The 24,877-nt window shown below is 39.8% G+C and carries 17 protein-coding genes and 5 tRNA genes; all 22 read right to left on the bottom strand.

Annotation, left to right across the window (positions count from 1 at the left end; genetic code table 11):
* Window positions 1-195: 195 nt before the first annotated feature.
* The 22 genes from rpoC to H8744_RS07455 all read right to left on the bottom strand — a co-directional run bounded on the left by rpoC (window position 196) and on the right by H8744_RS07455 (window position 24,627).
* The gene (gene rpoC, locus H8744_RS07555; RefSeq protein ID WP_262434264.1) at window positions 196-4,479 is read right to left on the bottom strand and encodes a DNA-directed RNA polymerase subunit beta'; all 4,284 of its coding nucleotides are present in this window, start codon (window positions 4,477-4,479) and stop codon (window positions 196-198) included.
* Window positions 4,480-4,591: 112 nt separating this feature from the next.
* Window positions 4,592-8,404 carry a DNA-directed RNA polymerase subunit beta gene (gene rpoB, locus H8744_RS07550; protein WP_305067349.1) on the bottom strand — a complete coding sequence of 1,271 codons (3,813 nt, stop codon included), beginning with the start codon at window positions 8,402-8,404 and terminating at the stop codon, window positions 4,592-4,594.
* Between the two features lie 104 nt (window positions 8,405-8,508).
* Window positions 8,509-8,883, bottom strand: a complete 375-nt coding sequence (gene rplL, locus H8744_RS07545) for a 50S ribosomal protein L7/L12 (protein WP_262434263.1) — start codon at window positions 8,881-8,883, stop codon at window positions 8,509-8,511.
* A 46-nt stretch (window positions 8,884-8,929) separates the two neighbouring features.
* The gene (gene rplJ, locus H8744_RS07540; RefSeq protein WP_262434262.1) at window positions 8,930-9,448 is read right to left on the bottom strand and encodes a 50S ribosomal protein L10; all 519 of its coding nucleotides are present in this window, start codon (window positions 9,446-9,448) and stop codon (window positions 8,930-8,932) included.
* A 15-nt stretch (window positions 9,449-9,463) separates the two neighbouring features.
* Window positions 9,464-10,162, bottom strand: a complete 699-nt coding sequence (gene rplA / locus H8744_RS07535) for a 50S ribosomal protein L1 (RefSeq protein WP_262434261.1) — start codon at window positions 10,160-10,162, stop codon at window positions 9,464-9,466.
* 15 nt (window positions 10,163-10,177) lie between these two features.
* Window positions 10,178-10,621 carry a 50S ribosomal protein L11 gene (rplK, locus tag H8744_RS07530; protein ID WP_262434260.1) on the bottom strand — a complete coding sequence of 148 codons (444 nt, stop codon included), beginning with the start codon at window positions 10,619-10,621 and terminating at the stop codon, window positions 10,178-10,180.
* Between the two features lie 57 nt (window positions 10,622-10,678).
* Window positions 10,679-11,221 carry a transcription termination/antitermination protein NusG gene (gene nusG / locus H8744_RS07525; protein WP_262434259.1) on the bottom strand — a complete coding sequence of 181 codons (543 nt, stop codon included), beginning with the start codon at window positions 11,219-11,221 and terminating at the stop codon, window positions 10,679-10,681.
* Window positions 11,222-11,233: 12 nt separating this feature from the next.
* Window positions 11,234-11,425, bottom strand: coding sequence for a preprotein translocase subunit SecE (secE, locus tag H8744_RS19020; protein ID WP_369411000.1), 192 nt, complete (start codon window positions 11,423-11,425; stop codon window positions 11,234-11,236).
* Window positions 11,426-11,439: 14 nt separating this feature from the next.
* Window positions 11,440-11,512: transfer RNA gene (locus tag H8744_RS07520), tRNA-Trp, on the bottom strand.
* Between the two features lie 54 nt (window positions 11,513-11,566).
* Window positions 11,567-12,751, bottom strand: a complete 1,185-nt coding sequence (gene tuf / locus H8744_RS07515) for an elongation factor Tu (RefSeq protein ID WP_262434258.1) — start codon at window positions 12,749-12,751, stop codon at window positions 11,567-11,569.
* 49 nt (window positions 12,752-12,800) lie between these two features.
* Window positions 12,801-12,872: transfer RNA gene (locus H8744_RS07510), tRNA-Thr, on the bottom strand.
* Between the two features lie 14 nt (window positions 12,873-12,886).
* Window positions 12,887-12,959 (bottom strand) — tRNA-Gly (locus H8744_RS07505).
* A 36-nt stretch (window positions 12,960-12,995) separates the two neighbouring features.
* Window positions 12,996-13,078, bottom strand: a tRNA-Tyr gene (locus H8744_RS07500).
* Window positions 13,079-13,111: 33 nt separating this feature from the next.
* Window positions 13,112-13,185, bottom strand: a tRNA-Thr gene (locus H8744_RS07495).
* Window positions 13,186-13,281: 96 nt separating this feature from the next.
* Window positions 13,282-13,581, bottom strand: a complete 300-nt coding sequence (gene hpf, locus H8744_RS07490) for a ribosome hibernation-promoting factor, HPF/YfiA family (protein WP_262434257.1) — start codon at window positions 13,579-13,581, stop codon at window positions 13,282-13,284.
* A 15-nt stretch (window positions 13,582-13,596) separates the two neighbouring features.
* On the bottom strand, window positions 13,597-14,478 hold the full coding sequence (gene xerC, locus H8744_RS07485; protein ID WP_262434256.1) for a tyrosine recombinase XerC: 882 nt from the start codon (window positions 14,476-14,478) through the stop codon (window positions 13,597-13,599).
* Window positions 14,479-14,551: 73 nt separating this feature from the next.
* Complete coding sequence (rpsU, locus tag H8744_RS07480; RefSeq protein WP_002558090.1) at window positions 14,552-14,743, bottom strand: 30S ribosomal protein S21; 192 nt, start codon at window positions 14,741-14,743, stop codon at window positions 14,552-14,554.
* A 250-nt stretch (window positions 14,744-14,993) separates the two neighbouring features.
* A complete protein-coding gene (locus H8744_RS07475) occupies window positions 14,994-16,919 on the bottom strand; it encodes an Omp28-related outer membrane protein (RefSeq protein WP_262434254.1) in 1,926 nt (641 codons plus the stop codon).
* 140 nt (window positions 16,920-17,059) lie between these two features.
* Window positions 17,060-18,991, bottom strand: a complete 1,932-nt coding sequence (locus H8744_RS07470) for an Omp28-related outer membrane protein (RefSeq protein ID WP_262434253.1) — start codon at window positions 18,989-18,991, stop codon at window positions 17,060-17,062.
* Window positions 18,992-19,080: 89 nt separating this feature from the next.
* Complete coding sequence (locus H8744_RS07465; protein ID WP_262434252.1) at window positions 19,081-21,423, bottom strand: T9SS type A sorting domain-containing protein; 2,343 nt, start codon at window positions 21,421-21,423, stop codon at window positions 19,081-19,083.
* Between the two features lie 53 nt (window positions 21,424-21,476).
* A complete protein-coding gene (locus H8744_RS07460) occupies window positions 21,477-23,681 on the bottom strand; it encodes a T9SS-dependent choice-of-anchor J family protein (protein WP_262434251.1) in 2,205 nt (734 codons plus the stop codon).
* A gap of 370 nt (window positions 23,682-24,051) precedes the next feature.
* Window positions 24,052-24,627 carry a Crp/Fnr family transcriptional regulator gene (locus H8744_RS07455; RefSeq protein ID WP_262434250.1) on the bottom strand — a complete coding sequence of 192 codons (576 nt, stop codon included), beginning with the start codon at window positions 24,625-24,627 and terminating at the stop codon, window positions 24,052-24,054.
* Window positions 24,628-24,877 lie beyond the last annotated feature (250 nt).

Below are 24,877 nucleotides of genomic sequence, written 5' to 3'. Positions count from 1 at the left end.
GTACTTATTTTATTAAATTATAGAATGCTCATATTTCATTTATAACCATCCAACTGAATAAACCCTAACCACTTAAATATTTGCTCAAAGTTGCAGCTATCTGATACCGTAACTCATAACCGCAGATTTCTTATAAAAAGGAGCAATCACCATAAAGGTAATTGCTCCTCTCTAATTATAGTCAGTTGGATTGTATTATTCTACTTCGTTATAATCAAGTACGGTTTTTTTGTTAGCAAGAATACGGTCGTACTCTTCCTTTGAACCTACGATAATTTTATCAAATTCACGCTGACCTGTACCAGCAGGAATCAAATGACCGCAAATAACGTTCTCCTTCATACCCTCTAACTTATCAATCTTACCATTAATAGCAGCCTCATTCAATACCTTCGTCGTTTCCTGGAAGGAAGCAGCAGACATGAAACTTGAAGTTTGCAGAGCAGCACGGGTAATACCTTGAAGAATCTGAGTAGACGTTGCAGGAACAGCATCACGAACTTCAACCGGTTTAAGGTCACGACGTTTCAACATACTATTCTCGTCACGCAATTTACGCGCAGTTACAATCTGTCCCGGTTGCAGATTCTGAGAATCACCAGCATCAACAACAACTTTTTTGCCCCAGATACGATCATTCTCTTCCATAAACTCGATTTTATCAACCACCTGTTGTTCGAGGAAGCGAGTATCACCAGGTTCGTCTATTTCTACTTTACGCATCATCTGACGAACTATAATTTCAAAATGCTTATCGTTGATCTTCACACCTTGCAAGCGGTATACATCTTGAACCTCGTTCACAATATATTCCTGAACTGCCGTAGGACCTTTAATAGCGAGAATATCGGCAGGCGTAATGGCACCATCAGACAATGGAGTACCAGCACGAACATAGTCATTCTCCTGTACCAGAATCTGTTTAGACAAAGCTACCAAATATTTCTTAACCTCACCTGTTTTAGAAGTAACAATGATCTCACGATTACCACGTTTGATCTTACCCATAGTGACTTCACCATCAATTTCAGATACAATAGCCGGATTCGACGGATTACGTGCTTCAAACAGCTCAGTAACACGAGGAAGACCACCGGTGATATCACCAGCCTTACCTACGGCACGTGGGATTTTAACAATTACTTCACCAGCTTTCACCTTCTGGTTATTTTCAATGATAACGTGTCCACCTACAGGTAAGTTATAAGTACGGATCAAATCACCATCTTCAGTAACGATATGAACAGAAGGAACTTTTGTCTTATCCTTAGATTCGATAATGATGATTTCACGAAGTCCGGTTGCTTCATCCGATTCAACTTTGTAAGTGACATTCTCAATAACATTCTCAAATTCGATCTTACCTGTAGCTTCCGTAATGATAACAGCATTGAATGGATCCCACTTAGCAATAAGCTTACCTTTTTCAACCACTTCGCCATCAGAAACATACAATGTAGAACCGTAAGGTACGTTATGAGTAGACAAAACAATGTTCGTATTTACATCCACAAAACGGACCTCAGCCAAACGACCTACCACTACTTTTGCAGATTCACCTGTTTCATCTACGATATCAACTGTACGAAGCTCATCAAATTCAAGCCGGGCATTATTCTTAGCAATAATACTCGCATTAGCAGCAATATTAGCAGCAGTACCACCGGCATGGAATGTACGCAGCGTCAACTGTGTACCCGGCTCACCGATAGACTGGGCGGCAATTACACCTACAGCTTCACCTCGCTGAACCATACGGCCTGTAGCCAAGTTTCGTCCATAACATTTAGCACAAACCCCTTTCTTGGATTCACAAGTCAATACCGAACGGATTTCAACACTTTCGATCGGAGATTCTTGAATCTTCTTAGCGATGTCTTCCGTTATTTCATCTCCACCGGCTACCAATAACTCACCTGTTTGCGGATGAATGATATCATGTACAGATACGCGGCCCAAGATACGTTCATATAATGTAGCAATCACTTCATCGTTATTCTTCAAGTCTGTACAAACCAGCCCACGAAGCGTACCACAATCTTCTTCATTTATAATGACATCATGCGACACATCTACCAGACGACGAGTCAGATATCCTGCGTCGGCAGTCTTCAAAGCGGTATCCGCCAAACCTTTACGGGCACCATGGGTAGAGATAAAATACTCCAATACCGACAGTCCCTCTTTAAAGTTAGACAGAATCGGGTTTTCAATGATCTGACCACCCTCAGCACCAGCTTTTTGGGGCTTAGCCATCAAACCACGCATACCTGACAACTGACGAATCTGCTCTTTAGAACCACGGGCACCAGAATCAAGCATCATGTATACAGAGTTGAAACCCTGATCATCGGAAGAAATTGTCTTCATCAGAATATTCGACAATTCAGAGTTCACATGTGTCCAAATATCAATTACCTGATTGTAACGTTCGTTATTGGTGATGAAACCCATGTTATAATTATTGATCACTTGCTCTACTTCATCGTAACCTTTTTGAACAAGCGCTTCTTTCTCCTTCGGAATGATGATATCGCCTAAGTTGAATGACAATCCACCTTTAAAAGCCATCTCATAACCCAAATTTTTGATACCGTCAAGGAAATCGGCAGCTTTAGCTACACCACATACCTTAATTACATTACTAATGATGTCTCGAAGCGATTTCTTTGAAATAATCGTATTGATATAACCAGCTTCAGGCGGCACAATTTCATTTACAATTACACGTCCGACAGATGTCTCACGCATAACATCTATAATATTGCCATTTTCATCTACATCTTTCACAATTACTTTGACTGGAGCATGGATATCCACTCTACCTTCATTGTAAGCAATCAATGCTTCTTCCGGTCCATAGAATGTCAATCCTTCACCTTTAGCACCCGAACGTAATTTAGTAATGTAATATAATCCAAGAACCATGTCCTGTGCAGGTACGGTAATTGGGGCACCATTAGCCGGATTCAAAATATTATGTGATTGAAGCATCAACATTTGTGCTTCAAGAATAGCTTCATTGCTCAAAGGCAAATGGACAGCCATCTGGTCACCGTCAAAGTCGGCATTGAACGCTGTACAAGCAAGCGGATGCAGCTGAATAGCCTTACCTTCAATCATCTTCGGCTGGAATGCTTGAATACCGAGTCGGTGAAGTGTCGGGGCACGATTCAACAATACAGGATGTCCTTTCATTACATGCTCAAGAATGTCCCAGATTACCGGCTCTTTGCGGTCAACGATCTTCTTTGCTGATTTTACAGTCTTTACAATACCGCGTTCAATCAGTTTACGGATAATAAACGGCTTATAAAGTTCGGCAGCCATTAATTTAGGAATACCGCACTCACCCATACGTAACTCAGGACCAACAACGATAACCGAACGTGCAGAGTAGTCAACACGTTTACCAAGCAAATTCTGACGAAAACGGCCCTGCTTACCCTTTAAACTATCCGACAGTGATTTCAACGGACGGTTAGCATCAGTTTTTACAGCACTCGATTTGCGAGAGTTATCAAACAATGAGTCTACTGATTCCTGAAGCATACGTTTTTCATTACGCAAGATCACTTCCGGAGCTTTGATCTCAATCAGACGTTTTAAACGATTGTTACGAATAATCACACGACGATACAAGTCATTCAAGTCAGATGTCGCAAAACGACCACCATCCAATGGAACCAACGGACGAAGTTCGGGAGGAATAACCGGTACAATCCGTACAATCATCCATTCCGGCTTATTACGTCCTCGCGAAGCACGGAATGATTCCACCACTTGAAGACGCTTTAAAGCTTCATTCTTGCGTTGTTGAGATGCGTCGTTTCCTGCACGATGACGTAAGTCGTATGATAAAGCATCCAAATCAAGACGCGACAAAAGGTCATAAATGGCCTCTGCACCCATCTTTGCAATGAATTTATTCGGATCCGAATCTTCTAAATACTGATTTTCCTTCGGAAGAGTATCCAGTATATCCAAATATTCCTCTTCAGAAAGCAGATCAAATTCAGCTACACCGTCCTCAGCCTTTACACCGGGCTGAATAACAACATAACGTTCATAATAAATAATAGAATCCAGTTTCTTTGTAGGCAATCCCAGCAAATAACCGATTTTATTGGGAAGCGAACGGAAGTACCAGATATGCGCCACCGGCACAACTAACTGGATGTGTCCCATACGTTCGCGACGTACTTTCTTTTCAGTAACTTCCACACCACAACGGTCACAGACGATACCTTTATAACGGATACGTTTATATTTACCGCAATGGCACTCATAATCTTTGATAGGTCCAAAGATACGTTCACAGAACAAGCCATCACGCTCGGGCTTGTACGTACGGTAGTTAATGGTTTCAGGCTTTAAAACTTCACCACTCGAATTCTCTAAGATTTCTTCGGGAGAAGCCAAACCGATAGAGATTTTCGAGAAATTGCTCTTCGTCTTATTATCTTTTCTAAAAGCCATACTATAATATAGTTGAAAATTAAAAGTTGAAAGTTGAAAGTTGAAGATTGATAACCGGAAGAAGAAAGTGAATACACTTTCAACTTTCAATTATCAACTTTCAACTAAATAATTATTCCAGGTTAATACTCAAGCCCAAACCTCTCAATTCGTGTAACAACACATTCAAAGATTCAGGAATACCGGGTTGCGGCATTGGTTCACCCTTAACAATAGCTTCATAAGCCTTAGAACGTCCTACAACATCATCAGACTTGATTGTTAGGATTTCCTGGAGTATATGCGCTGCGCCAAAGCCTTCGAGTGCCCAAACCTCCATTTCTCCGAAACGCTGACCACCGAACTGAGCCTTACCACCTAGTGGTTGCTGAGTAATCAATGAATACGGGCCGATAGAACGTGCGTGCATCTTGTCTTCAACCATGTGACCGAGTTTTAACATATAAGTCACACCGACCGTTGCAGGCTGGTCGAACTGTTCGCCCGTACCACCATCACAAAGGTATGTCTTGCAATAACGTGGCAAACCAGCCTTATCAGTCCATTCATTCAAATCGTCCATTGTAGCACCATCAAAGATAGGAGTAGCAAACTTCACACCGAGCTGTTTACCTGCACGTCCAAGAACAGCTTCAAATATCTGCCCAATGTTCATACGTGAAGGTACACCCAATGGGTTCAATACAATGTCAACCGGTGTACCATCTGCCAAGAACGGCATATCTTCCTGACGTACAACACGTGAAACGATACCCTTATTACCGTGACGACCAGCCATTTTATCACCAACACCGATCTTACGCTTCTTGGCAATATATACTTTAGCCATTTGGATGATTCCGGCAGGAAGTTCATCACCGATAGTGATAGCAAACTTCTTACGTTTCAACTCAGCATCCAGTTCTTTATATTTCTTAATATAGTTCATAACCAGGTCACGGATCAAACCGTTAGTGTGGTCATCATTTGTCCAGTTGCTCAACTGAATAGAAGTAAAGTCAAGTGAATCGAAATCGGAAGCACTGAATTTTGCACCCTTCGCAACAACTTCAGCTCCCAAATAGTCTTTCACTCCTTGAGAAACCTTACCTTCAGTAAGCGTCATCAATTTCTTTACAAGAATGCGCTTTAAATCAGAAGCCTTTCCTTCAAATTCATCATCAATCTTAGGAAGCAATGCCTTGTCTGCCAATTTAGAGCTACGATTCTTGATAACTCGTGAGAAAAGTTTCTTATCAATGACAACACCTTTCAGGGAAGGAGAAGCTTTCAAAGAAGCATCTTTAACATCACCAGCCTTGTCACCAAAAATAGCACGGAGTAACTTTTCTTCCGGAGAAGGATCAGATTCACCTTTTGGAGTGATCTTACCAATCATGATATCACCCGGCTGAATACGGGCACCAATTCGTACAATACCGTTTTCATCAAGATCTTTGGTTGCTTCTTCACTTACATTAGGAATATCAGAAGTCAACTCTTCCATACCACGTTTAGTCTCACGAACCTCCAAAGAATATTCTTCCACATGCACAGAAGTAAGCAAGTCTTCACGAACCACACGTTCGTTCAACACGATAGCATCCTCATAGTTATATCCTTTCCAAGGCATATAAGCAACAAGTAAGTTCTTACCTAATGCAAGTTCACCGTTTTCTGTAGAATAACCTTCTGTCAGGATCTGTCCTTTGGTCACTCGATCACCTCTATTGCAGGTAGGCCGTAGGTCGATGGTCATATTTTGGTTAGTCTTACGGAATTTAGGTATTCTATATTCCTTCAGAGCTGGTTCGAAACTTACAAACTCTTCATCTTCCGTACGATCGTAAAGAATACGAATAGTAGTAGCATCAACAAAATCAATCACTCCATCCCCTTCAGCAGTGATCTGCGTGCGCGAATCTCTAACCAACTGGCGTTCGATACCCGTACCTACAATCGGAGCTTCACTTCTCAACAATGGTACTGCCTGGCGCATCATGTTCGATCCCATCAATGCACGATTAGCATCATCATGCTCCAAGAACGGAATCAATGATGCTGCAATAGAAGCAATTTGCTGTGGAGAAACATCCATTAGCTCAACTTCTGCAGGCTCAACTACAGGGAAATCAGCATCTTGACGAGATTTTACTTTGTTACGAACAAATGTACCATCATCATTCAACGGAGCATTACCCTGAGCAATAATCTTACCTTCTTCCTCTTCAGCAGTCAAATATACCAAACCATTATCAGAAAGATCTACCCTGCTTCCATCGACTTTACGATAAGGAGTTTCAATAAATCCGAGGTCGTTAATTTTGGCGAATACACACAAAGATGAAATCAAACCGATGTTTGGACCTTCCGGAGTTTCGATCGGGCAAAGCCGACCATAATGCGTATAATGCACGTCACGAACCTCAAATCCGGCCCGTTCACGAGATAAACCGCCAGGACCAAGAGCAGACATACGACGTTTATGAGTGATCTCTGCCAATGGGTTCGTTTGATCCATGAATTGCGATAATGCATTTGTTCCAAAGAACGAATTAATGACAGAAGAAATCGTCTTCGCATTGATCAAATCAATCGGAGTAAACACCTCATTGTCACGGACATTCATTCGTTCCCGAATGGTACGTGACATACGAGCCAAACCTACAGCAAATTGATTAGATAACTGTTCACCTACAGTACGTACACGGCGGTTGCTCAAGTGGTCAATATCATCCACATCTGCCTTTGAGTTAATCAACTCAATCAGATATTTGATGATCTCAATGATATCTTCCTTGGTAAGAACGCGTACGTCCATATCAGTCGTCAGATTCAACTTCTTGTTGATTCTATAACGACCTACATCCCCAAGGTCATACCGTTTTTCTGAGAAGAACAGGTTATTAATAACCTCACGTGCGCTGGCATCATCAGCCGGATCTGCATTACGCAACTGCCGGTAGATGTACAGTACAGCTTCTTTTTCCGAGTTACTCGGGTCCTTCTGCAGTGTATTATATATTATAGAATAGTCGGACTGGTTCGGTTCATCCTTATGGATCAGGATGTTCTGAACGCCCGATTCGATAATTTCATTGATATGTTCCTCCTCGATGACAGTCTCACGGTCGATAATAACTTCATTACGCTCGATAGAAACTACCTCACCGGTATCTTCATCAACAAAATCTTCAATCCAGGTTTTCAAAACACGAGCAGCCAACTTACGGCCTACAATTTTCTTAAGATTGGTCTTATTTACCTTCACATCCTCTGCTAGGTTGAAAATCTCAAGAATGTCCTTATCATTTTCAAAGCCAATCGCTCTCAACAGCGTTGTAACAGGCAATTTTTTCTTACGGTCGATGTAAGCATACATCACGTTGTTGATGTCGGTAGCAAACTCGATCCATGAACCCTTGAATGGAATAATACGAGCCGAATAAAGCTTCGTGCCATTAGCATGTACACTCTGACCGAAGAACACACCCGGAGAACGATGAAGCTGAGACACAACTACACGTTCGGCACCATTTATTACAAAAGTTGCCTTATCAGTCATGTAAGGAATCGGACCAAGGAATACATCCTGTATCACGGTATCGAAATCTTCATGATCGGGGTCGGTACAGTACAACTTAAGTTTTGCTTTCAAAGGAACACTATAAGTAAGCCCACGCTCTATACAATCATCAATGGTATAACGCGGCGGATCAATATAGTAATCCAAAAACTCAAGTACAAAATTGTTTCTTGTATCGGCAATAGGGAAGTTTTCAGCAAATACTTTATACAATCCCTCGTTCTTACGCTTCTCGGGCGGGGTGTCTAGTTGTAGAAAGTCTTGGAATGACTTCAATTGTACTTCCAGAAAATCCGGATATTCAAGCGGATTCTTAGTCGAAGCAAAATTAACTCTTTGATTTACAGTATTTGAAGACATCTGTCAATGAATTTGGAGAACTTAATTTTAAATATATACACAAAAAGGTTAAGAATCCTTTTTCGAAGGATTCTTAACCGAATTACCTGATTTCCAGGCTAATGTTATTTAAGTTCAACTTCAGCTCCAGCTTCTTCCAATGTTTTCTTCAATGATTCTGCTTCGTCTTTAGCCAAACCTTCTTTTACTACACTAGGAGCGCCGTCTACCATGTCTTTAGCTTCTTTCAAGCCAAGTCCACAAGCTTCTTTAACGGCTTTTACAACCTGAAGTTTAGCTGCACCAGCGCTCTTTAATACTACGTCGAAAGAACTTTTTTCTTCTACAGCAGCAGCACCAGCTGCAGGACCAGCAGCAACAGCTACAGCTGCAGCAGCAGGTTCAATACCGTATTCATCTTTAAGGATAGTTGCAAGTTCATTAACTTCTTTTACTGTCAAGTTAACTAGTTGTTCTGCAAAAGCTTTCAAATCTGCCATTTTTTGTATGATTTTAATTGTTTAATTACTTTGTTGATTTATAAATTTATTCTGGACGTTCACCAAGAGTTTTGAGAAGTCCGTGAAGGGTGTTTCCACCTGATTGAAGAGCAGAAATAACATTCTTGGCCGGTGATTGCAGCAATGCAACGATATCGGCAATAACCTCATTCTTACTCTTGATACTGATGAGAGCATCCAACTGGTCTGCACCAACGTAGAAGCTTTCTTCTGCATATGCTGCTTTCAGTCCAGGAACTCCGTTTTTAGCCTTATCTTTAATCAACTTTGCAGGCGCGTTAGCAATGTTACAAAGCATAACGGCCGTAGTACCTGTCAAAGAGCTATAAAGCGGAGAAAAATCTTCTTCAAGAGACTCAAGTGCCTTGTGAAGCAATGTGTTCTTAACAACCATCAATTTGATGTCTGCTTTGAAACATGCTCTTCTCAATTCACTGGTAGCAGCTGCATTCATAGCTGTTACATCTACTAAGTAGAAGTGTCCATATTCCTTTATTGTCTCAGCAATCTGTGCAATAATCGTATTTTTATCTTCCTTTCTCATTATTCCTCCGTTTTATTAGATTTCCTCTACTGTTTTGGGATCGATTTTGATACCTGCACTCATCGTGCTAGAAAGATAAATACTCTTAATATATGTACCCTTGGCTGCAGATGGTTTCAGTTTATTCAATGTAGCAATGAACTCTTTTGCGTTGTCGCGAATTTGTTCCGGAGTGAATGAAACTTTACCAACCGAGGTATGAACGATACCGCTCTTATCAACTTTAAAGTCAATCTTACCTTGTTTTACTTCTTTTACAGCTTTAGCAACATCCATAGTTACAGTACCACTCTTCGGGTTAGGCATCAATCCACGAGGACCGAGTACACGACCGAGCGCACCAATTTTACCCATGATAGATGGCATAGTGATAATCACATCAATATCTGTCCATCCACCTTTGATCTTTTCGATATATTCGTCCAGACCAACATAGTCGGCACCAGCTTCTTTTGCAGCAGCTTCAGCATCCGGTGTACAAAGAGCCAACACACGAACTTGCTTACCCGTACCGTGAGGAAGTGAAACGACACCTCTCACCATCTGGTTAGCCTTACGTGGGTCAACACCTAAACGTACATCTATATCTAATGAAGCATCAAACTTGGTAAAAGTAATTTCCTTTACCAAAGATGCAGCCTCTTTCAGTGAGTATGCTTTCCCTGCTTCAATCTTTCCTGCAGCTAACTTTTGATTTTTTGTCAGTTTACCCATTACAATTGAAGTTTATTAGTTATTAACCGGGAAGTCCCCTTTTACAGCGATACCCATACTTCTAGCTGTACCTGCAACCATTTTCATGGCAGCTTCCACAGTAAAACAGTTCAAGTCAACCATTTTGTCCTGAGCAATCGTACGAACCTGTTCCCAAGTCAACTCGGCAACTTTCTTACGGTTAGGCTCAGCAGAACCACTCTTTACCTTAGCTACTTCAAGCAATTGAATAGCAACGGGAGGAGTCTTGATTACAAAATCGAAAGACTTATCTGCGTAGTAAGTAATGATAACAGGTAATATTTTACCTGCCTTGTCCTGGGTTCTGGCATTGAATTGCTTGCAAAATTCCATGATATTGATTCCCTTAGAACCCAATGCAGGTCCAACGGGAGGTGATGGATTTGCAGCGCCTCCTTTAATCTGTAATTTGATTAGTCCAGCAACTTCTTTAGCCATTTTCTAATTGATTTATATATAAAAATTAATAAAGAATACTACAGCGTAACACCTGCATTATTCTTTTTCTACTTGCATAAAGCCTAATTCAAGCGGTGTTTTTCGCCCGAATATCTTCACCATGACCTTAAGTTTCTTCTTTTCACTGTTCACTTCTTCAATGATACCACTGAATCCGCTGAAAGGACCAAAAGTAACCTTTACAGTTTCGCCTACAACATACGGGATATTTAACTCTTCTCCTGTCTCTTGCAGTTCGTCAACTGTACCAAGTATTCGATTCACTTCCGATTGTCTGAGGGGCACCGGTTTATCGGAACCACCTAAAAAACCTATCACATTAGGCGTATTTCTCAAGTGGTGAGCGACCTCACCAACCAGAGCAGCCTCCACCAAGACATAACCAGGAAGATAACTTCTTTCCTTCACAATTTTTTTACCATTGCGAACCTGATATACCTTTTCGGTAGGAATCAATACCTGAGATACATACTCACCAAGGTCGCTGTTTTTAATATCAGCCTCAAGATACTCTTTTACCTTAGCTTCTTTACCACTAATAGCACGCAAAACGTACCATTTTTTTTCAATCTCAGACATCGTACTCTTTTTTTAATGTGGATAAATTAAGTTTTCCATTAAGTTTTGGAAACAGAGATCCAAAAGGAACACCACTACTGCAATTATCAGGGAAGCATATAAAACAGCAACTGCACTACTGGTTAATTCAGAATACGTAGGCCACGATACTTTATGAACAAGTTCGTCGTAAGATTCTTTAATATAAGTAAATACTTTCTTCATCTTATAAAAATTAGCACGGGAGGAGAGGCTCGAACTCCCGACACCCGGTTTTGGAGACCGGTGCTCTACCAACTGAGCTACTCCCGTTTGTAACTAATCAGTTCCCGATGGTTATCGGGAACTGATTAAATTTATTGGATATTAGTCAAGAATTTCAGTAATCTGACCAGCACCTACCGTACGTCCACCTTCGCGGATAGCGAAACGAAGACCCGGATTCAATGCTACCGGATAGATCAATTCTACAGTAATAGTTACGTTATCACCCGGCATTACCATTTCAGTTCCTTCCGGCAAAGTGATTTCACCAGTACAGTCCATAGTACGCAAATAGAACTGAGGACGATATTTGTTATGGAACGGAGTATGACGACCACCTTCTTCTTTCTTCAAGATATAAACCTCAGCTTTGAATTTAGAGTGCGGTTTAATCTGACCCGGTTTACAAAGAACCATACCACGTTTGATTTCGTTCTTATCAATACCACGAAGCAACAAACCTACGTTATCACCAGCTTCACCCTGATCCAGCAATTTGCGGAACATTTCAACGCCAGTTACAACAGATTTCTTATCTTCACCCAAGCCGAGGATTTCAATTTCATCACCTACATGGATAACACCTGTTTCGATACGACCTGTTGCTACAGTACCACGACCTGTGATAGAGAACACGTCTTCAACCGGCATCAAGAAAGGTTTATCAACATCACGCGGAGGAAGTGGAATCCAGTTATCAACTGCTTCCATCAGCTCCATAACTTTGTCTTCCCATTTTTCTACACCGTTCAATGCACCAAGAGCAGAACCCTGAATGATAGGAGTATTGTCACCATCGAAATCATAGAATGAAAGAAGTTCTCTCATTTCCATTTCAACGAGTTCCAACATTTCAGCATCATCAACCATATCGCACTTATTCATGAAAACAACCAAACGAGGCACGTTTACCTGACGAGCCAAAAGGATGTGTTCACGAGTCTGAGGCATCGGACCATCAGTAGCAGCAACTACGATGATAGCACCGTCCATCTGAGCAGCACCAGTTACCATGTTTTTAACGTAGTCAGCGTGTCCCGGACAGTCAACGTGAGCATAGTGACGGTTAGCAGTCTGATATTCTACGTGTGAAGTATTGATAGTAATACCTCTTTCTTTTTCTTCAGGAGCGTTATCGATAGAATCGAAAGAGCGCAGTTCTGAAAGACCTTTCTTTGCCAACACTGTAGTGATAGCAGCTGTCAACGTTGTCTTACCGTGGTCTACGTGACCGATTGTACCAATGTTTACGTGCGGTTTGGTACGTTCAAATTTCTCTTTAGCCATAGCTTTACTTGTTATTTATTTGATTAATAATCAGCATTTACATGTTATGAGCTGTTACCGGGACTTGAACCCGGGACCTCTTCCTTACCAAGGAAGTGCTCTACCACTGAGCTATAACAGCAAGAAAATTATAAGAGCGGAAGACGGGGCTCAAACCCGCGACCCTCAGCTTGGAAGGCTAATGCTCTATCAACTGAGCTACTTCCGCATTCTCGCCAAAATTGTCTTTCGGTCTTTTTTTTTGTGGGCAAAGATGGATTCGAACCACCGAAGGCGTAAGCCAGCAGATTTACAGTCTGCCCCATTTGGCCACTCTGGTATTTGCCCTAAAATGCTACGGATGACTTTCGCACATCCTCGAGCCTCTTGTCGGATTCGAACCAACGACCCCGAGATTACAAATCACGTGCTCTGGCCAACTGAGCTAAAGAGGCAACTATTCAAAAAATGCAACCGTCACGTTCTAACGCGAGCGAAACGGCTGCAAATTTAGTTATTTATTTCTTTTCCGCAAAATATTTGCGAACTTTTTATTTGGTCCGTTGTTTTTCCTTGTATTTAACCAGCTGTTTCTCGAGCGCTTCGACACTTAAATCGACTGCTTCTTCAAACGTATCGCAAACCTTACACGCATAAAATTCATTATTCGGTACAGAGACTGTAATACCGGCTTCTTTATTCTCAGCCGCTTCCGGTTTAACTACCTTTAATGACACCTCTACTTTCTTTATATCTTCGTAATACTTCTCCAACTTAGACACTTTCTTCTGAATGAAAGCCTGCAATTGCTCTGATGCGTCAAAGTGAATTGATTGAATTCTAATTTCCATACTTACCTCCTTTTTTTAAGCTCTCGGATGAGCCTGTTTATACACTTTTTTAAGTTCTTCAAAAGTAGTGTGCGTATATATCTCAGTAGTAGCTAGACTACTATGACCTAAAAGTTCTTTTACCGCACCCAATTCCGCCTCGTTATTTAGCATTGTTGTGGCAAAAGTATGCCTCAGCACGTGAGGACTTCTCTTTTTTAACGTCACTACCTTCGACAGGTTTCGTTTCACTAAATTATAGACCAAATTTTTATAAAGCCTTTCTCCATCTTCTTTCACAAAAAACGCTTCAGACCTCATCAAAACCCGTTCATTCCTTACATTGACATACATCAGCATCTCTTCCTTTAGTTCATCGCCAAAAGGGATCAGCCTCTGTTTATTTCTCTTTCCAGTCACTTTTAAAAGAGAAGCAGAGAAATCTACATCCTTATCATCCAAACCGATCAATTCCGAAAGCCTTATACCGGTGGCATAAAACATCTCTATAATTAGACGATCCCGGACGCCTTTAAATCCATCACCAAAATCCGTTTCATCCAGCAATTTATTCATTTCACTCTCTTTCAAAAAAGAAGGAAGCGGTTTTTTATTCTTAGGCCCCGCTATTTTACGTAACGGATCCACGTTCACCTCTCCTCGTTTTAAAAGGAACTTATAGAATGACCGGAGCGAACTTAGTTTACGATTTACAGATGTCGAAGTATACCCCTTATCCATCAATGAAATCATCCATTCACGAATAATTCCCGGATTTACTTCAACCGGATTAAAATCTCCATTTTTTCCCTTAACAAACTCCGCCAACTGAGCAATATCCTCACCATAAGCTAATACGGTTTTTTCGGAATAGTTCCGTTCATACCGGAGATAATCAAGGAAAGAATCTGTCAACATAACATCGCTACATCTATAATTTTGCAACGAATGTATGAAAAGTATTCAATAATTCAAAGGAAATTACGAATAATTAATCTTCTACTTGCTGAAGTTGCTGAACGTAAACTGCACGTTCTTTCTTAAGTCTTTTAGTTACAGACGGTTTATCGAACTGTTGTCTGCTTCTAAGTTCTTTAACGATACCAGTTTTCTCAAATTTTCTCTTAAACTTCTTCAGCGCTTTTTCAATGTTTTCGCCTTCTTTTACAGGTACTACAATCATTTTATTACTATTAATATTTATTGGTTTAAAATTTCCGCAGTCAAATTGCGCGGCAAAATTACACATACTTTCTTTATTCACAAAACTTTTAGCAATTATTTCTCAAAATCAACACATAAGCTTATTTTCATGCCCAATAATTCAAGAAAAGATGCATTATATAACAAAGAATAAGCTCATTTCCTAAATTGGCTCTACTCAGACGACTTAATGAAATGAGCTTAAGAATTAATGGATATACTGCATTATCTCAATTACCGACACATACTTTCCGCACATATTCTTTCTGGTTCGAACCTGTCAATCTTACCATATAAACTCCCGGCACCAGGTTTTCATTAGGAACAGGCATACCTTGTAGATTATATACCTTCAGATTACTGTGTTCTCCGTAAACATAAACCGTTCCATCCTTTGCAAAAGCTCGAATAGATTGATCTGTTGCTCTTTCCGATTTCAGTCCTGTCACCTCTTCATTCAACGAAGTCGTTTTATTTGCATTCAACACGGCACAAAAATCAGGATATACATTATTATAGTTAGAGACGAATGCCACCACATTCATATTTTCAGGATGGCTCTCAGTGACCTGTCCAGTAGTCGATGTATAGGATTCGGGAATGGTATAAACATACTCTTTACTATAGGTACCATCTCCATTAAAAGTTATTACATCCCCTGTCGCATCAGATAATACGGCACGAGGAAAATTATTATGCTCAAATTCACCAGAGAAGCCACTTTGATTGCCCACATATTTACTCTCCAATAGGAATACGGTCAATCCGACATGTTCGCCCACTAGATCAGTAATCTTATGCCCTGACACGGTAACCGTCAATTTTCGACTCGCGTCGTCATACTTACTTTTTATACCGACAGACACCATTGCAGGCAATTTCAATTCTTTTAATAAAGTTGATTTCGATAAGCTACGAGGGTCAAAAGCTAAACTTCCCGTTCCATCAGTATCATATAACGATAAATAAGTCCGATCCATTACCATAGCCGGTGCATACGTAGACGGAGAACCATAAAAATAACAATAGCCATCACTTTCCATAATCGAAAAGATATCAGGTGCGAATCCGGAATGATGAAGAACCATTGCTACATTGTCCTCATTACCGGAAATCATCTTGTGCAAAGATTCTTGCCCCGCCGGACAATTACGGCAGGCCTGTGAAGTAAACTCCTCAATCAACACCACGCGATGTACAACATCCTCCGTATCATATAAAGAAATCCCTGTTTCCTTTATGGAAGCTGACACAGGATTCCCATTGATTTCCTTTAAGGTATACTCATATTTACTGGTTTCAACGGGAATAACTTCCAAAGTCAATTCACTTTTATTGTTTGCTCGCACTTTATTATGAAAAGCACAAATCGTATCAGCCAATTCCTTGCCATTATATTTACGACCAAGTTTTATATTAGTGACCTCCTTCTCTCCTTCATTCAAAAAACGAATCACCATTTCAACTTTTTTCTTTAACCCTTGCGGCAAATAAGACTCAGAAGGAAAAACACCCAATATGCTTCCAAGACAATTGAATTCATCTTCTGTGCCTTCCAATTCAACCAATATACAAAGATTACCCAAATCCGAATATTCCCACAAAATTCCATTACCCAAAGCCATCAGTGTTCCGTTAGCCTTGGCCGTAGTATTTTCATATGCAATCACATATTCACCCGGATACTGCGTGCAACGATATCCTATATAGAGTTCCTTCTCCTCTGGGATAGTTACGGGAGTATCCAACACAACATCATTCCATCCCAAATTCAGCGTTGCAGACATCTCCATAACAAGAGTTCCATCCGGCTTCCGAATGAACACCTTAGCGTCATCAGCTTTGGAAGCTACACCAATCCTAAGGCGATAAATCTTCCGCCCTTTTACCACACTCATAACCCCCTCGGAGAAACGGATGGCTGCAGTCACTTCAGTATTTTTATTCAACTGAAATCCGATTCCACTACCTGAATTGACTTTGGCCGAAGGAGAACAATACCCATAAAGTACTTTTCCATCTCCTTGATCCTTAACGATCTTATCAACTTCGGATTGTTGCTTAACCGATTCCTGCGAAGCAGAACGCCATTGGGCACATACTACAGAACTATTCCATAGAATACCTATTACCAATAGTAAATATTTATATTTCATCTTACACCATTTTTATCTCATTTGATAAAAAACATAAGACTATATCAACCTTTATAGGGAAGTTGATATAGTCTTACACTTAACACCATTATTATTTCTTAACCAATCTCAATATTTAATCAAATTCCTCAAAAAGCACCTTAGTGTAGACTGTATACTTTCCGCACATATTCTTTTTTATCGGAACCGATTATCTTCACAATATAAACGCCAGGTTTCAAGTCTTCATTACGAATCTCCATTCCTTGCAAATTATACACTTTCAAGTCTTCATATTCGCCACAAACATACACCTTGCCTTCTTTAGCAAATGCCGGAAGCGATTTTTCTATTGCTTTTTCCGATTTCAACCCTGTTTCTCCTGCATTCAGAGAGGTTGTTTTATTTGCATTCAGTACGAAACAATTATCCGGATATACCGTATCGAAATTGGAAACAAATGCCACAATACTCATGTTCTCAGGATGTGCCTCCGTTTTTTTTCCTGTAGTCGACACATAAGTCTCAGGCATTTTATATTCATATCTTTTACTGTAAGTACCATTTGCTGCAAAAGAGATTACATCACCAGTCTGATCCGAAAGAACAGCGCGAAGGAAATTATTATGTTCGAACTCAGATCCTCCTCCGTTGCCGTGTTGGTAACCTATATAATTACTCTCCAGCAGAAACACAGTTACCCCGACATGATCTCCTACTAAATCCACGGTTTTGTTCCCTGAAACAATAACCGTTAATTTTCTGCTTGCCTCATCATAAGAGCAATTTATATCCACAGAAACTAACGCAGGCAATGCCAGCTCTTTTGTGAATGTAGATTCACTGAAGTTACGGGGATCAAAAACCAACGAACCCACACCATCAGTATCGTAATCAGACAAGTGCGTCCTATCAATCATCATAGCCGGGGCATAAGTTGTCGTATTATAAAAATAGCAGTAATTCACACTTTCTTGTTTAGTAAATATATCCGGCTCATATCCAGAATGATGAAGAACCAGTGCTACACGATCCTCATTGCCCGATATTACTTTATGCAAAGCCTTTTGCCCAGCGGGACAATTGCCGCATGACTGAGAGGTAAACTCTTCAATTAGTACTACGCGCTTAATCGCATCTTCCGCTTTATAAATGGTGACACCAGCCATTATGGGTTTCACGGAGACCGGAGTCTTTTCTATTTCTTTCAATGTAAACGTATAGTTTCCACTTTCGGTCGGAGCAACTTTCAAAGTCAATTCACCTAAACTATTCGCGCGCAACCTTCTTTTGAAAGTACAAATAGTATCGCTCAATTCTTTATCATTCAATTTACGCCCCAATTTAATCTTGGAAATACTATTCTCTCCTTCATTCAAAAAATAAATCGTCATATCTGTAGCCGCCTCTTTTCCTTCTAATAAATAAGGCTTGGTAGAATAAGCTTTCAGCATACTTGCAACATAGCCGAATTCACTTTCATTACCATCAACTTCGACTTTCAAACAAAGATTTCCCATGCTCGTATATTCCGTCAAAGGTTCACCGTTTGCAGATAAAAACAAACCATTCACCTTACCGGTCTCTTTAGCAACGGGAATCAAATATTTACGATCATGTTGCACAGCGCTGAATCCAATATAAAGAGGTTGATCTCCCGGTATTACCAAAGGATTTTCAAGAACAACGTCATTCCATCCCAATTCCAGTGCTTTTGTTATTTGCCACAAAATTGTTCCATCCTCTTTACGGATAAAAACAGTAGCGTCATCTGCATCAGCAGCTATACCGACTTTTAAACTATAAATATTCCGACCTTTCAGCAACCCCATCATTCCTTCAGACAAGCGAATTGCAGTCGTCACTTTGACATCATCATCCGTATTGGATCCGATTCCGCTTTTTGCAGTAACCGCTGCATCAGAAGAGCAATAGCTGTAAAGCACCCTTCCATTTCCCTGATCCTTGACTGTTTTAGAGATTCCTGATTGCTGTTCTATAGGAGAATCAGGAGCCACACACCATTGAGCATTCAATATAGAGCCGGCCCATACCAAACAGACTACCAATAAAAGATATTTACACTTTATCATATATAGATTATTTTCATTGAACAATAAAGAATAATAAGACTATATCAGCCCATAAGAGCTGATACAGTCTTACTTTTAATCCTGCTACTTTACTTCTTTACCAATTTAAATACACCCTTCTGAGTCTTCACGATGTATATGCCATTTTCCAAAGCAGAAACACTTATGTTTGTTTCATTAGATTCAAGAACCATCTTACCGGAGACTGTATATACTTTCGTATTTCCTCCCGTAGTAATGATTTGCATAGTTTCCGCGTCATAATGACCTTGAATAGAATTCAGAGATTCAATGCCGCTATCTGGATTTACTTTGAAAGCACCCTTAATTACGATAATCTCTTTATCTGTATTTTCAACAGTATACGCATTCTCTGTAAACTTTGTGCTTTCGTCATAATTAAGATAGTAATAATCCAAAATATAACCTTCCTCCGGTTCCGCTACCAATTCCACGGTAGTGCCTACTGGAACGATGAAAGTGTTGGCAACTTCACCTTTATACTTGATATATACATCACCAATACTATTATACATATCATCATTGGTATGTTCGCCACTCACACTAACTAATTTAACCGTTGTAACTTTTATAGTAGCATTCTCATCAACCGTCATAGTGTAACTTCTACCTTCTTTGTCTGCATCTGCCGGTACATCTACCCCGTTCTTTGTACAACTTGCAATATTAACCGTAGCAGTAAAAATCCAAATATTAATCGCACTACCCTTCTTCACTTCACAAGGTTTAGACGGATCAAGCGAAATAAATTCAGAATCTACAATATTTCTAATATTGAGTAGTCCCCCTTTCTCATCAAGTTCAAAATTGACTGCAACATAACCGTCTCTAAGGGCTCTAAACACCGCACCTACAGTAATATCAGTTGATCCTGATACCGTATACGTTTCTACACATTCTTCATTATTGACCATATAGTTCACAAAGAAGTAATTTTCATCAGGTGTATTCTTGAAAGACAATTTGTCATTTGTTATAACGACATCTCCCTCATGGAGTTCTTGTCCATCACGATATACAGCAATCGTACCACCTTTTTCCGGCTGAATAATATGCAATACCAAAGAAGCTGCCGTTTCAATGACAAATTCCATATCGCCAGCTACCGTCACATGATATTTTTTATCTGAACCAGCCTCTAATTCTTCACCATCGGCCACCACAGAACGTATAATGCAATTTTCATTTGCAGGTTCAATCGTTATTTCCGTGCCAATAGGCAATTCGACCATTTCACTTATATCCAATTTTTCAGCTCCATTCAGTACATTAATACGCTCGGGAGCATCCACCTTAAAGTCCAAAGTAGGAAGATTACCTTTCGTTTTCACTTCAATTACCATATCCATAGCAACAGACGTCATATAAGTACCATTTCCAAGAGGTGTCAATTTCATACCATTGGCTATTACAGATGCAATACGAACTTCATCAGATGCCGCTTCGATTACGATCTGCGTATTTTTTTCCATTTCATATGTCTTTGCTACATCCAACATCTCTTCACTACCTAATTTGTGAATCTTCACGTTCTCCGGTTTGTCCACATCAAACTTAACAGAAGGAACTGTCGATGATGTCGCAATAGCAACCGTCATATTACCTTCTACCCCTACATTATATATTGCACTACCACCAGCAGGTGCTTTATCTTGTCCATTTACCTTTACTGATTTGATTGAATATTTTTCATCAGAAGCCTGGATTTCCATTACAGTACCTTTCGGAAGAGAAACCTTGGAAGAAGAGATATCAATAGGCTTGCGAGTACTCTGATTCACCACACTTATTCTTCCCGGATAATCAATTTCAAAGGTAACCACTGGATTAGCAGCCTGACTTTGAACATAAATCGTCATTTCTTGCTCCACACGAATCGAATAAACGCCATTTGCAAATGGAATGGTAGGGCGCTCAGTGGTAGAAACGTTTATAACTTCATACCCATCAGCAGGTGCTATAGTCAACATTGTCCCTTTCGCAAATTCTTTAGGGGAACTTATGTCACTAACAAGCTCATCGTCTGCTTTTACGATTATATGACTTGGATCAGTTACCGAGAAAGTCACCGCAGGGTTAGCAGAAAGAGATCTCGTTGTAATTTCAATGTGCAATCCTTCCGTTATCCCAACACGTAATTTACCATCACCACCAATGCTACCATCACTACCATTTACCTTACATGACACGATCTCAGCTCCTTCTGCCGCTTCTATCTGTAGAGGATTTTCGCTATCATCCAACTGAACATCATTAACACCATCCGTTAAAGTCAACCGAGTTCCATGTCCAGCTATAGTCGTAGCTATTACATTGCTCCCTTTATCTACCTCGATCTTCACATTACAAAGCCCATCCGCAGAAAACGCCCTTTCTATCTTTGCTGAAGCCGAAAAAATATTCGCTAACAACAAAATAACTATAAGGAAACTATTTTTTTTCATAACAATTTTAATTTTGATGATTATTTAATAACAACTTTTTGTGTAAATACAGAGTCGCCATTGGCTACCTTTATAATATAAATACCCGGATGCCAACCTGCAGTTGCAGCCTCAGCATTGTTTGCATTTAACGTAGCAACACGTACTCCCGTCGTATCATAAACATCAGCTGTTTTAAAATCGCCTTCAACAACCAAGCGACCACCAGCCATAGCAATCTTGACATTTTCAGTAAGAGACATAGATTCGATACCTGATGCAATGCCCTCTTCAATACCGATATTAGTGATTTGGAACATAGCGCAATCACCAAACATTGTTACCAAATTAATTCCTACACAATAGATACCGTCCACACCATCCGGCAACTGTATTTGATAATTCTTGAGAACAGGATTATCTTCGTCAGCCTCTTCCGTAAGCAAACCAGATTCCAACATTATGGTTTGAGAATCAATCGTATTCAACTTACCCATTGTAAGATTCAACTCATCCACTCCGGCCGAACGAGAATCAAAACTTAGATAATATTTTTTCCCTGCTTCAAAATTAATAGGGGGGCTTATCAACCATTCGTCAGCATCCTGGGTACTGACGTTAGGATCTGCCAAATAGCTGGCACCAAAAAGATAATCGCCAAAAACGCTCTTAGTCATAGTTGAATTCAAAAGCCAAGTATTATCGTCATTATTAGCATTCACTACAGACCATTGGTTCGTAACAATAGCCTCATCCTCAAAGCTACATTCATAAGGAACATCTACCGCTTTGCCGGCAATGATAGCCGATTTCAGAACGTATTCTTTATTCGATCCGGCCTTATTTATCGCAGTAACACCATAATAATAGGCACCCAAACGTTTGATAGACTTATCCTCATAGGTATTTCCTTCCCATTCCTCTTCAACCACAGCCTTATCCGGATAACGTACAATTTTATATCTAACAGCTGTCTTATCATAATATCCTCCATGGGCACCTACTTCCGGAATAGACCACTCCAGTTTTATAGTCTTACATTCATTTCCTACGCTGGTCTTTAAATCAGTAAGAGATCTGGGTACATCGTCTCCCACGTAAGCATCCATATCACAACGCAGTCCTTCTCCTACTTCACTAGTCACTTTAACCGTATAAAGATGTTCACCTTGTCCTACGGTTTTATCAGTCCATGACATTTCTGCACCTGCTTCTCCTAAAGAGCTACTTATTATTTCACCATCTCTTTCCAAAACAACTGTCAGAGTTCCTGTCAATTCGTCTCCACCATGTGTTTTAACAGGGTTTTTCCATGTAATCACTGCTTCATGAGCCCCTTTTTCTGCGGGAACTACTTTCAAATCAGTTACCGCCCCCGGAGCATCAAATCCCGCCAGCACATAAGGAATATACAGACCACAGGCTTGCGTATATTCTCCTGTACCCAAAACTCCCAGTGATTTAATCGTTTTCTTATCAATATCTATCTTATACAATTCGTTTTGACTATCTGGAAGCCCTACCATAGTGGCCCAATACAGACAATCATCCGTATGATCGAACTCCATTGATTGATTATACCCCAATGATATTTGGGTATCCATAACACGGGTCAGATTACCCGTTTCTTTGTCTATCTGATAAATGACACCCTTTGTATTCATACAATATAAACGGCCGTCATAAGTTGCTGCAATAATAGGAGTATTTTGGTTTCCCAAATTAGTTGTCAGCAATGGACCTGTAGTGATATTACCGGTCTCTATATCTATAGTATAAAGGTTAGTATCCCCTAAGTTAAACCCTACCGCATACATCGTATTCGTAGAATAATCAAAAGTCATATCGGAGAAATGCACATTAACATCACTCCAATCTTTCACCACAGTCCTTTCACCTGTGCGAAGGTTCACTTTACTAAATGATTCAGGTAATACTCCACCCAAATTATCATAGTAATAGAAAAAGCCATAATACTCCCCATAAGCGGCAGCCCCAGAGAAGATAAACGTTCCGTACTCCCACGGATGCAGCAATGTCATATTTTGTGGAGTATCACTCTTAAAGGTAGACATTCCGAATCCGTCAAGAGCCGGATTACCCGTAACAGCCGCATAAATCGTACGATTTTCCACATCGCGTACCGCTTTCTCCTTTGATGGGGAGTTAATAGACTGGGCATTTACGCCACTGGCATAGGCAAGCCAACAAAGTAGCATGCATGCTAATTGGTAGTACTTTTTCATAACACAAATCATTTATTAGTGAAACATACTAATTATTATAATGTAAATATCAATAATTAATATAGTAATATTATTTCATTCATAGAAATAATATGTTTTGTATTATTATTTCATCGCAAATAAAATAACAAATGCAAAAGAAATAACAATCTTATTTTTCTCATTACTTATATAAGAAAAATATAATCCAATCGCGAGGCATGTTCTTCTTTTAATAAGTAGTTACATAACTCATTTTGATTTTAAACAAAATTAGTGGTTTGAAACAAGAATCTACTGAATCTAGATTAAGAAATCAAAAGAGAAAAGAAATAAAACACAAAAAGTTTTTCTTTTGGAATAACCTTTCGTCAAAAGCCCACATCTACGGCTATTCCTTAATATATTTAGATCTTATTTTGCTTAATGTTTGAGGGGTCATCTTTAAGTACGACGCAATGTGCTTTAACGGTATCTGGCGAATAGTCTCACGAGACCGCATTTTCATAAATGATTTATAGCGTGTAAAAGCATCGCCTGTACCTATATAGGTATATCTCCGCTCCAACGCATAAAGTTCCTCTATAGCCAACATATACCCCCAATAAACTAGTTCCTTTGAATAATTAAGCAATTCTTCGACATCGCTTTTTGATATGTAGTATAAATCTGTTGGGATCAATGCTTCCACAGACGACATAGCAGGTTCACCCCTATACAATGAGTGAATGGAGGCCAAAGCATCTCCCTCAATAGCGAACCAACGGGTATCTTCTTTTCCGTCATCATCGCAATAAGAGCGCACCAAACCTTTCCGAATCAGAAAAAGATTTTCACATTTCTTCCCCTGCGTAATAATCAATTCCCCTCTTTTAACATGAAGAGTATGGACACAGGCTGAAATCTTATTTAATCCTTCATCCGAAACCGGATATATATCACGTATTATTTGCGCAAGATCCATCATTTGTTTTTTTTTGGCTATTGTGTGTTTACAGATGCAATATTAAGGAAAAATCATGATAATTGCAAGAAATAGAATATTGTTAATGATTAATAAGAGAATCCAAAGATAAAAAAGTCACCATCTATCTATGTTACACATACATTTCATAGTTTATTTATGTATCATTTTATTACTATAAATAATACATTATCTATAATATTTTTTCTTCTACAATAGACAAAAAGTATTAATTTTAATATCACTTCTTTGC

Source organism: Jilunia laotingensis (assembly GCF_014385165.1).
GTDB classification, from domain to species: domain Bacteria; phylum Bacteroidota; class Bacteroidia; order Bacteroidales; family Bacteroidaceae; genus Bacteroides; species Bacteroides laotingensis.
This window is presented reverse-complemented; position numbering and strand designations above follow the sequence as displayed.